Raw genomic sequence first — 10,187 nt, forward strand, 5'->3', positions numbered from 1 at the left:
CGTCCCCGTCCTCGTCAGCCAACCGCGCGGCCACCCCCCCCCCCCCCCGCCTCCCCCACCCCCCCCCCCCCCCCCCCTCCCTTCCCCCCCCCCCCCCCCCCCCCTCCCCCCCCCCCCCCCCCCCCCCCCCCCCCCGCGACCGGTCGGGGAAGAAATCTCGCCTGAATCAGCTCGGGACGTGGCAGTCGAACGCGTGCAGATACGGGTTGACCGCGCTGATGTCGTCGATGACCAGGCCTGCTTCGGTCAGCCGGTCCCGCATGCTTCGTGTGGTGTGCTTCGCCCCTCCCACGTTGAGGAGCAGCAGCAGGTCCATCGCCGTGCTGAACCGCATGGACGGCGAGTCGTCGACGAGGTTCTCGATCACCACCACCCGGGTGCCGGGACCCCCCGCCTCGCGGACGTTGCGCAGCGTGCGGGCGGTGCTTTCGTCGTCCCACTCCAGGATGTTCTTGATGACGTACACGTCCGCCTTCACCGGGACGGCCGTGCGGACATCGCCGGGCACCACGTTCGCCCGGTGGGCGAGGTCTCCGCCCGCCCGCAGCCTGGGCACCGCGTTCTCCACCACCCGGGGCAGGTCGAGCAGCGACCCGTGCATCTCGGGGTACTTGTCCAGCAGGCTCGCCACCACGTGCCCCTGGCCGCCGCCGATGTCGGCGACCGAGGCGCTGCCCGTCAGATCGAGGAACTCCGCGACGTCCCGCGCCGACTGCACGCTGGAGGTGGTCATGGCGCGGTTGAAGACGTCTGCCGACTCCGGGGCGTCTTCGTTGAGGTAGGGGAAGAACTCCTTGCCGTACAGGTCCTCGACCACGTTGCGGCCGGTGCGCACCGCCTCGTCGAGCTTCGGCCAGGCATCCCAGGTCCACGGCTCGGTGCACCACAGCGAGATGGCACGCAGGCTGTTGGGGTCGTCCTCGCGCAGCAACCGGGAGACGTCGGTGTGGGCGATCGTGCCGTCCGGGTTTTCGGCGAAGACGCCGTAGCAGGACAGCGCCCGCAGGAGCCTGCGCAGCGGGCCGGGTTCGGTCTTCACCGCGGCCGCGATGTCCTCCACGGCCATCGGGTTCTCGCCGAGGGCGTCGGCGACACCCAGCCGGGCGGCGGCGCGCAGCGCGGCGGCACATGCCGCCCCGAACGCGAGTTCCCGCAGCCGCATGGACGGCGCAGGGGCAGACTGAGCGGTGGTCATGGGCCGCTTACCTTCCTTGGTGGATGAAGTACGAGGATCACGTGGGGTTCACCGGCTCGCCGAGGCCGCGGAGTGCGACGCCGGGCGGTCAGCACAGGCTGGCGGGCTTCGAGGACAGGCAGGAGTTGCCTTCGAACGTGTTGCCCTCGCCGGTGTCCGTGTTCACGAGGTCCGCGGGAGAATTGCCCCGCAGCAGGTTGTCGCTGATCCGGTTCCGCTCGCTGGTCGCACCCACGAAGCTCTTGAACAGGACGATGCCGCCCGACAGCGGGGAGGTGCCGACGTTGTCCTCGATCACGTTCCGGGTGACGAGGTTGTCCTCGGCGCCCGTCAGGACGATGCCGGAGCCCTGGAGAGCGTCCAGCCGGGCCGTCTTCGGGCAGGACTTGTTGTTGCGCACGATGCGGTTCTCGCGCACGGTCACCAGCCCGGCCTTGGGCTTGTTCTCGTCGCCGACGACGAACACACCCGCGCAGTTGCCCGTGAGGTGGTTGTCCGCGACGGTCAGATTGCGCAGCCGTCGGATGGTGACGCCGATCCGGTTGCCCTCCAGCCGGTTGTGTTCGACCACCGTTCCTCCGGTGTCCACGGCGCCCTGCTCCTCCTTCACCGTGTTGGCGAGAAACAGGCCCGCGTCGCCGTTGTCCCGCAGGGTGTCGTCCCGGAACGCGCCGCGGAGCGAGTGCTCCGTGGCGATGCCCCAGACCCCGTTCTTCGCTGCGGTGACCCGCCGTACGGTCAGCCCGTCCGCCCAGGTGGCGTGGACGCCGGTCTTGCTGAAGCCGGTCACCGTCAGGGAGGCGATGGTGACGTCGTCGACGGGGTGGTCCTTCGTGCCGGCGACACAGATGCCGTTACCGGCCGCGGCACAGCTCTCGGCGCCCTTCGTGGCGTCCGACCTGGATTTCGCAGCAGCCGTACCGGTGCTCGTGCCCGCCTCGGGCTCCAGCACCGTGCCGCGACCCATGCCGCGCAGGGTGAGCCCGGGCGTGGTCACGTTCACGCTCTCGTGATGGGTGCCGTGGGCCAGCAGAACGGTGTCGCCCGGGCGGGCGGCGTCCACCGCCTTCTGGATCGACTCCCCTGGCTTGACGAGATGGACCGTGTGAGCAGCGGCCGTCGGGGCGGCGCCGAGGCCCGTCCCGAGCAGCACCGCCGTACACGCCAGATATGCGATGCGGCATTTCCTCATATAGTGCACGTTATGACCTGACGGCCTGGGAATCGGTGGGATAGGTCATCCGGCGGCGTGTCCCCCGCCCCAGCCGTCCCGGCCCGCCGGGGTCCACCCCCTGCGCACGCTGCCCCTGCCTGCGACGCTCGCTTGAGGCAGGCACCGTGGGAATTGGGGGCGGCGCGGCGGCGAGCGGCGCACAAGGGCATCAGGTGCGCGTCGTGGTGCCGCGTCCGGGGCACCGCCCCGCGAAGGAGCCGGCTGGGTGACTACGCCTGCCGGGTCGGGAGCAGAATCGCTTGACGCAGGTTCACGTGGCGGGCCCGGCTCGTGGTGTAGGCGATCAAGTCCGCGACATCCTCCGCCGACAGACCGGTCAGCGCTTCGAACATGCCCTCCAACTGCCCGGAGAGTTCCGTGTTGTCGATGTGGCCGCCCAACTCGGTTTTGGTCAGGCCGGGTTCGATGTTGGTGACGCGTACGTCGAGCGGGCCGAGTTCGGTGCGCAGGGACTGCGACAGGTACGTGAGCGCGGCCTTGGTGGCGCCGTACACCGCGTAGTTGGGGAAGGTGATGTGCGCGCCGATGGAGGAGATGTTGACCAGGTCGGCCGTCCGGCCGCCGCGGGCTGCGGCGATCAGGTCCGGGGTGAAGGCTCGGACGATGCGCAGGGCGCCCGTCACGTTCGTGCCGAGCATGCGCTGCCACTCGTCGGCGCGGCCGTCGGTGAGGGGGTTGGGGAGCATGACGCCCGCCGCGTTGACCACCAGGTCCACCGGCCCGTAGGCCTCGTGCACCTGCCCGGCCGCGGCGTCCACGGATGACTGGTCGGTGACGTCCGCGGCGACCGCGAGGGCCTGCCCGCCGCCCGCCTCGATCCGGGCGGCGAGCTCCGTCAGCCGTGGCACCCGGCGGGCGAGCAGCGCGACGCGCACGCCGTGCGCGGCCAGGCGCCGAGCGGTGGCCTCGCCCATACCGCTGGCGGCTCCGGTGACCAGTGCGGTGCGGCCGGTGAGGGTGTCGTACGACATGAAGGTCTCCTGGGGGTGGGGCGCCGCGGCCGGCGCTGTCGTGTCTCGGCTACGACAACCACTCTGTGCCCGGGCCGGGTTGCTACCCAGGGGAGGCCTTTTCCTGGGTTCGGCAGTACCAGGATCCGATCGGGACCGGCGCCTAGGATCGAGCGCATGGACATACCCAAGGACTCCGACCTCGGCGATTTCCTGCGCTCCCGGCGTGCCCGTATCCGGCCGGAGGAGGTCGGGCTGCCCGGACACGGCAGGCGGCGCGTGCCGGGGCTGCGCCGCGAGGAGGTCGCACAGCTCGCGGGCGTCAGCGTCGACTACTACATCCGTCTGGAGCAGGGTCGCGGCCCCTCCGTCTCCGACGCGGTGCTCGACGCCGTCGGGCGAGTCCTGCGCCTGGACGACACGGAGCAGGAGTACCTGCGTACGGTGGCCAGGCCCGGGACCGACCGACGCCGGGGCACCTCCGGGACGGCGCGGCAGAGGATCCGCCCCGGGCTGCGCCTTCTCCTGGACGGCATGGACCGGGTCCCCGCGTTCGTGCTCGGCCGCCGCATGGACGTCTTGGCCTGGAATGCGCTGGCGGACGCCGTGGTGGGGTTCTCGCGGATGCCGGCCAGGGAACGCAACATGCCGCGCCAGGTCTTCCTCGACCCGCAGGCACGCGAGATATACCCGGAGTGGCCGGCGGTGGCCGCGGAGACGGTCGCGTTTCTGCGGCTGGACGCGGGCCGTCATCCGCGTGACCGGCAACTGGCGTCACTGGTAGGCGAGTTGTCCCTCGGAAGCGAGGACTTCCGACGCCTGTGGGCAGACCACCAGGTCAGGGAGAAGACGTACGGCGCGAAGCGCATGCGGCACCCCGTGGTCGGTGAACTGACGATGCCGTACGAGACGTTGACCGTGTCCGGTGAACCGGATCAGATGCTGGTCGTCTACACGCCCGAGCCGCGGTCACAGACCGAGGAGCGGCTCAGGCTCCTGGCCTCCTGGTCGGCGGCCCCGCAGCCGGCCGGACCCTAACCGGTGCCCTGCGGGCCGGACCACGCGCCGCAGCCGGTTCAGCGCCCGCGCCTGCCCCGGGGGCGCCTCAGGAAGGGGGCAGTGGCCGGTAGCGCACGTTCACCGCGGCCGTGCGGTCCCGGCCGTTGAGGAGTTCGAGGCGGACGGGTGCGCCACCGGGATGGTCGAACAGCCGGATCCCGTCGCCGAGCAGCACCGGCGCGATGTGCAGGTCGATCTCGTCGATCAGCCCGAGCTCCAGCAGCTGACGGCCGATGGTCGGCGAAAAGACCTCGAGGTTCCTGCCGCCCGCGGCCTTCAGAGCGATCCGGACCGCTTCGGCGACGTCGCAGTTCAGGAACGTCACCCCTGCGGCGGGCTGCGCGTCCTCGGGATGGTGGGTCAGCACGAACACCGGACCCTGCCAGGCACCGCCGTAGATCATGCTCGCATCCGGGAAGACATCCCAGCCGTCCCGGCCTCCCAGCACCGCGCCGGTGGTCGTGGCGTACTCCTCGACGAGGCCGGGACGGTGCGTGAACCCGGTCATCCAGTCCATCGTGTGGCCCGGCCCCGCCACGAATCCGTCCAGCGACATGGTGAAGTGCCACAGGACCTTTCCCCCGGCCGTCCGGCGTTCGGTCTCCACAGGTACGGCGCCGGTGCTGGGCGGGGTGTCGGCTTCGGGCATGAGCAGTCCTTCCGGTGGCTACTTCCCTCTCCCTGGTGGACTGCCGGGGCCGAGGGAAGTCATCGGTGCGCTGCGCCCGTACGCGGACACCGCGGCAGTGACGCACTGCCGGCGGCCTCCCGGGCTGCGGGCCGGTCAGCGGGAGCGGGAAGCGTAGGTGCGGACCGCAAGCGGTGCGAAGACGGCGATCAGAACGAGCGACCACGCGAGTGTCTGCAGGACGTCGCTTGCGGCCGCCCCACCGCTGAAGAGGGCACGCAGGGCGTTGACGACGGTGGTCATGGGGCTGTGCTCCGCGTAGACCTGCAGCCAGCCCGGCATCGTCTCGGTGGGGACGAAGGCGGAGGAGATCAGGGTGAAGGGGAAGATCCAGACGCTGCCGGCGGCCTGGGCCGCCTCGGCATTGCGTACCGCCAGGCCGATGTAGGCGCCCAGCCAGGACAGCGCGTAGCCGAAGAACAGCAACAGCAGCATGCCGCCGATCGCGGGCAGCAGCCCGTTCAGGAAGCGGAAGCCGGTGAGCAGGCCGACGGCGACCATGACGACGACGGAGACGATGTTGCGGAAGATCTCCGACACGGTGCGGCCGACGAGGACGGCGGAGCGGCTCATCGGCATCGACCGGAAGCGGTCCATCAGCCCCTGGTGCATGTCGGCCGCCACGCCCATGGTGGTGCCCGCGGCGGATCCGAAGAGGACCATCTGCACGAAGATGCCGGGCAGCAGGAACTGCGGGTAGTTCCCGCCCTGGACGTCGATCGCGCCGCCGAAGACGTAGGTGAACAGCAGGATGAACATCACCGGCTGCAGCAGCGACATCATGACCAGTTCGGGGCTGCGCAGAATGTGCCTGAGGTTGCGCAGGGCCATCTGCCAGGCGTCGGAGAGCCACCAGGAGACGCCGCTCAGCGGCCGGGTGCCCACCGAGTCGTGCCGGCGGTTCAGGGCCGTGGACACCGTCATCGTTCACCGTCCTTGTCCGCGTGCTGCTTCGGGGTGGTGGGGGCGGCCCGGTGGCCGGTGACGGCGAGGAAGACGTCGTCGAGGGTGGGTCGGCGCACGGACACGTCACGGATGGCGACCCCGGAGTCCCGCAGGAGCAGCAGCAGATCGGCCAGTGTGCCGCCGTCCGACAGCGGCGCGTGCACCCGCAGCGTCTGCGGGTCGGCGACCGGCTCGGTGCCCAGCCGACGGCGCAGTATCTCCATGGTCTTCTCGACGGCGGCGCCGTCCATGAGCGCCACGTCCGCCCAGTCCTGGCCCACCTGCGCCTTCAACTGGTCGGGGGTACCGCCTGCGATGACGGTGCCCCGGTCGATCACCGACAGCGAGTCGGCGAGATGGTCCGCCTCCTCCAGGTATTGCGTGGTGAGCAGCACGGTCGTGCCGTCGGCGACGAGTTCGCCGACGATGCGCCACACGTCGATGCGGCTGCGCGGGTCCAGACCGGTGGTCGGCTCGTCGAGGAAGATGAGGCGGGGCCGTGCGATGAGGCTCGCGGCGAGGTCGAGCCTGCGGCGCATGCCGCCCGAGTACGTCCTGGCCCGCCTGTCGGCCGCCTCGCCGAGGTCGAAGCGGTCCAGCAGTTCGGCCGTGCGTGCCTTGCAGTCACCGGTGGACAGGCGGAACAACCGGCCGATCATGTACAGGTTCTCACGCCCCGTCAGCAACTCGTCGACCGCGGCGTACTGTCCGGTCAGGCCGATGTCGGCGCGGACGCGCCAGGGGTCGGTGCGGACGTCGACGCCGAACACCTCCACGCTGCCCTCGTCCGGGCTCAGGAGGGTGCTCAGGACGCGCACGGCGGTCGTCTTGCCCGCACCGTTGGGTCCGAGCAGGCCGTGCACGGTGCCTTGCGGCACGCTCAGGTCGAGGTGGTCCAGTGCCGTCACGGGGCCGAAGCTCTTGCACAGGCCCGCCACTTCAATCGCTGCCGGCATGACCACCGTTTCCTTTCCGGGCCGGCCGCGCCTGCGAGCCGGGGCTGTGGTGCGGGGCGGCCACACACAGGAGGGAGCGTCGGCTGGCCTCGGAAGCGGCATCGAGGCCACGGCGTCGTGGTGGCGGGGGCGCTGTGCGTCGGCTCGACGGGGACGGCATGGGGCATGGCGTGGGGACGGAGTCCGGAACTTCCCTGCTCATGAGCCTCAAGCGTATACCTGCAACGCCCGTTGAGACTTTCACAGCAAACCTGCTGGAAGGCCTGTCGAAAGCCTCCAACGGGGGCACAGCCTCCTGCTTGGCCACCAGGAGGGTCAGCGGACCAGCCGCATCGCGTGGGGCCGGCGGGCGGAGTCGTCGCCCCGCGGCAGCGCCAGGGCGAGATGGGTGTTGACCATGCCGGCGCCGCGCAGGCCCAACGACGCCTGCGCGGCGGACAACGTCATCGCGTACGAGTCCACCGCCCTCCGCACGTTCGGCCTGTCGGCGCCCTCGCCCGTCACCAGGCGGTCGAGGTCGACGTAGGCGGAGCGGACGATCTCGATCCAGCGGTAGGTGTGCACGTCCTGCTCCCACTGGTCGGTGTACCGCGGCGCCAGCTTGGCGGCCCAGCGTCGGAACATGCGCTGCTTGACCTCACCGCCGTGCGGCGTCAGGTGCAGATGACGGACCAGGTCGTAGAGGGGGTCGCCGACCATGGCCATCTCCCAGTCGATGACGACCAGCCCGCGGTTGGCTTCGTCGCGTACCAGGTTCCAGGGATTGAGGTCACCGTGCAGCAGCACCGTGCGGCGGGGGCTGACCGTCCGTCGGGCGAGGATGGATTTCAGGCGTCCCGCGTCGGGCAGCCCCAGCACGCGGGCGAGCTGCCTGGACTCCTTGGGGAGGGAGGCGACGAGTTCCACCAGTCGGTCGCTCAGCCAGACGTAGAAGGTGCCGTCGGCGACGGTGGCGTCCAGTGCGGCGGCGTCGATTTCGGTCAGGGCGCACAGCTGGTCGACGAGATGGTCGGCCTCGCTCGGACGCAGCCCGTTCACGGGATGACTGGGCGGCGCCGGGGCCTGCCCGCCACAGGGGTACGGGGCTGCGTAGGAGTGCACCTCGAACGGCTCGGAGAGTTCACTGATTCCCCGGGCCAGGACGCGCGGTGCGCGCACCGCGCCGTTGAGGGTCTCGATCGACTGCAGTACCTCGTGCTCGTCGAAGAAGCACGGTTCTCGGCGGCTGTCGGCCGTGGGGAGCCTGCGGCGCACGACGAGTGGCTCCGGAACGCCGGTCACCTGCACGACTGTGTTCAGGTGCCCCGTGCCTTTGAAAACCTGGTGGGCACCGGCCGCGCCCTCCGCCAGCAGGGCTTCGACCACGGTCTGCTCACTCAGCTCACCGGGCCGTACGTAGTGCACGGTCGGGGCGCGTCCGGGGCTCGGACGGCGGCCGGGGCGGCGGGCGTGCCGGCGCAGGAGCACGCTTCCGATCTCGTCCGGACCAGGCACCCTGCCGAGCCTCAGGGGCGAGGAGGCAGCCAGCAGTGCCCGATGCACGGCTGCCACCGCGACGTCGAGGCCCTTGGGGTCACTCTCGTCGCCCAGGGACCTCGCTGCCCTGATCACGTCCGGGTAGACCGACTGGGCCCGTTCGAAGGCGACGTAATGGCGCAGGTCGCTCTCCATGCCGTTGGTGGCGGCCGGTCTGACCGCACGCATCGCCCTGTACCAGGCGTCCTTGACCTGGTCCCACTGGGGGTCCGGGTAATCCATGCGGACCAGGTGGGTCGCGAGGTCGTGCAACGGGTCGCCGTAGGTGGCCAGTTCCCAGTCGACGAGGATCAGGGGTGGGTCGCCCTGGCTGGGGACGATCACGTTGTCACGATGCAGGTCGGTGTGGAGCAGGCTGAACGGGCGGCGGGCCATGGGCGGGACACGGTCGGCGAACGCGGTCATCGCATCGTCGGGAACACCCAGGGCCGCGAACAGGCCCCCGAACACTGCCCAGTTCGGCAGCCGTACCTGCCGTTCGGTGCGCAGCGCCAGCATGCGCAGGAAGGCGCGGCTGTCCCTGTTGTGGGGCCAGTCGGACGGCAGCACCGGCAGCGCCTCGCGGCGGACGCGGACCATGTGTGCGAGGAGTTCCGCCAGTGCGTCGATGGTCTGCGAGTCGACCGGCTTGCCGTTCCGGCAGACAGCGGAGAGCGGCACACCGTCCACATAACTATGCACGGCGATGTCCCGGTACTTCCCCAGACACCGGGGTGCGTGCGGGAAGGCCCCCTGCAGAGCGCCGAGGATGCGGGATTCGTCCTGCCACGTCCTGATGACCACGGGAGAGGGGTCGGGCAGCCTGCGCCGCACCGTGACCTGCTCCCCCGGTTCCCTGCCGACGCCGCGGGCCATGGCCTCCGTCAGCGGCACCAGGATGTTGCGGTTGTGGAGGCCATTCGTCATCTCGCCGTGGCTCACGGCATGGCGGACGAAATCCTCGAACGTGGACTGCTGAGCGGCCACGGCTGAATCGGCCACAGGCCGCTCCTGAACGAATGAATGGACACGCGTAGGCATCGATGCCGATGCGGTCAGGTTAAGGCCGATCGGGCCGACGCACAGCCGGTTGATGCATCCGTAACCCGAACGCGTGAAACTGTGACACTCGAGCCTCGACGCGGGCTTGAGTTTCCATTTGCCCGGCAGCAGTGCGGCTGGTCACCTCCCCGGACTCGGGGCTCGGCCTGCTACGTGAGACAAGTTCTGGAGGCACCGCTTTTCGGGTGCAGGCGGCGCAATGCCCGGGACCGCTTCGGGGTGCGGGGCTCACCGGGGCTCGGGGTGACCCGCTCGGGGGTGCGGGGCACAACAGGTCGAGAGTGACCCGCTCGGGGCTGCGGAGCACAACTGGACAATGGGCAGGCCTTGTTCGGGCTGGTTCAGGCTGCGTAGAGGTCGAAGGTGGAGCTGCGTCGGGGGCCGGCCGTCACGTCCAGGCGGGGATCGACGGCCAGCATCGCGTGATGCAGCCGCTGCAGCTGCGGGGACGGCTCCACACCCAGCTCCTCGATCAGCCGCGCCCGCAACCGCCGGTACACATCCAACGCCGACGCCTGCCGACCCGAGCGGTACAACGCCACCATCGCCTGCGAATGCAGCCCCTCGTGCTGCGGATGCCGGG

Annotated in this window: 9 protein-coding genes; 1 reads left to right on the forward strand and 8 read right to left on the reverse strand. The window is 70.5% G+C overall.

Annotated features, from left to right (window positions below):
* Positions 1–166: 166 nt before the first annotated feature.
* The 3 genes from ACZ4NT_RS29645 to ACZ4NT_RS29655 all read right to left on the reverse strand — a co-directional run bounded on the left by ACZ4NT_RS29645 (position 167) and on the right by ACZ4NT_RS29655 (position 3,400).
* Positions 167–1,195: a methyltransferase gene (locus tag ACZ4NT_RS29645; RefSeq protein ID WP_121407835.1), complete on the reverse strand. Its 1,029-nt coding sequence runs from the start codon at positions 1,193–1,195 to the stop codon at positions 167–169.
* A gap of 88 nt (positions 1,196–1,283) precedes the next feature.
* A complete protein-coding gene (locus tag ACZ4NT_RS29650) occupies positions 1,284–2,387 on the reverse strand; it encodes a right-handed parallel beta-helix repeat-containing protein (RefSeq protein WP_121407836.1) in 1,104 nt (367 codons plus the stop codon).
* A gap of 251 nt (positions 2,388–2,638) precedes the next feature.
* Positions 2,639–3,400: an SDR family oxidoreductase gene (locus tag ACZ4NT_RS29655; protein ID WP_467728341.1), complete on the reverse strand. Its 762-nt coding sequence runs from the start codon at positions 3,398–3,400 to the stop codon at positions 2,639–2,641.
* A gap of 156 nt (positions 3,401–3,556) precedes the next feature.
* Here ACZ4NT_RS29655 and ACZ4NT_RS29660 point away from each other — a divergent pair, with 156 nt between their 5' ends.
* Entirely contained in the window at positions 3,557–4,417 is an 861-nt protein-coding gene (locus tag ACZ4NT_RS29660; protein ID WP_121407838.1) for an MmyB family transcriptional regulator, read from the forward strand.
* 67 nt (positions 4,418–4,484) lie between these two features.
* Here ACZ4NT_RS29660 and ACZ4NT_RS29665 read toward each other — a convergent pair whose 3' ends face one another.
* The 5 genes from ACZ4NT_RS29665 to ACZ4NT_RS29685 all read right to left on the reverse strand — a co-directional run.
* Positions 4,485–5,087, reverse strand: a complete 603-nt coding sequence (locus ACZ4NT_RS29665; protein ID WP_467728342.1) for a dihydrofolate reductase family protein — start codon at positions 5,085–5,087, stop codon at positions 4,485–4,487.
* Positions 5,088–5,222: 135 nt separating this feature from the next.
* Positions 5,223–6,050, reverse strand: a complete 828-nt coding sequence (locus ACZ4NT_RS29670; protein WP_121407840.1) for an ABC transporter permease — start codon at positions 6,048–6,050, stop codon at positions 5,223–5,225.
* Complete coding sequence (locus ACZ4NT_RS29675) at positions 6,047–7,027, reverse strand: ATP-binding cassette domain-containing protein (RefSeq protein ID WP_121407841.1); 981 nt, start codon at positions 7,025–7,027, stop codon at positions 6,047–6,049. Before ACZ4NT_RS29675 ends, ACZ4NT_RS29670 begins: the two co-directional genes overlap by 4 nt.
* A gap of 315 nt (positions 7,028–7,342) precedes the next feature.
* Complete coding sequence (locus tag ACZ4NT_RS29680) at positions 7,343–9,544, reverse strand: phosphotransferase (protein ID WP_467728343.1); 2,202 nt, start codon at positions 9,542–9,544, stop codon at positions 7,343–7,345.
* 401 nt (positions 9,545–9,945) lie between these two features.
* Positions 9,946–10,187 (reverse strand): BTAD domain-containing putative transcriptional regulator (locus tag ACZ4NT_RS29685; protein ID WP_467728344.1); only part of this gene is annotated, 242 nt, incomplete at its 5' end.

The organism is Streptomyces sp. NPDC026417, assembly GCF_055567695.1.

What these genes read in the sequence shown, in the direction of transcription:
- ACZ4NT_RS29645 (WP_121407835.1), bottom strand. Translation starts at nt 1,195, where the DNA reads ATGACCACCGCTCAGTCTGCCCCTGCGCCGTCCATGCGGCTGCGGGAA.
- ACZ4NT_RS29650 (WP_121407836.1), bottom strand. Translation starts at nt 2,387, where the DNA reads ATGAGGAAATGCCGCATCGCATATCTGGCGTGTACGGCGGTGCTGCTC.
- ACZ4NT_RS29655 (WP_467728341.1), bottom strand. Translation starts at nt 3,400, where the DNA reads ATGTCGTACGACACCCTCACCGGCCGCACCGCACTGGTCACCGGAGCC.
- ACZ4NT_RS29660 (WP_121407838.1), top strand. Translation starts at nt 3,557, where the DNA reads ATGGACATACCCAAGGACTCCGACCTCGGCGATTTCCTGCGCTCCCGG.
- ACZ4NT_RS29665 (WP_467728342.1), bottom strand. Translation starts at nt 5,087, where the DNA reads ATGCCCGAAGCCGACACCCCGCCCAGCACCGGCGCCGTACCTGTGGAG.
- ACZ4NT_RS29670 (WP_121407840.1), bottom strand. Translation starts at nt 6,050, where the DNA reads ATGACGGTGTCCACGGCCCTGAACCGCCGGCACGACTCGGTGGGCACC.
- ACZ4NT_RS29675 (WP_121407841.1), bottom strand. Translation starts at nt 7,027, where the DNA reads ATGCCGGCAGCGATTGAAGTGGCGGGCCTGTGCAAGAGCTTCGGCCCC.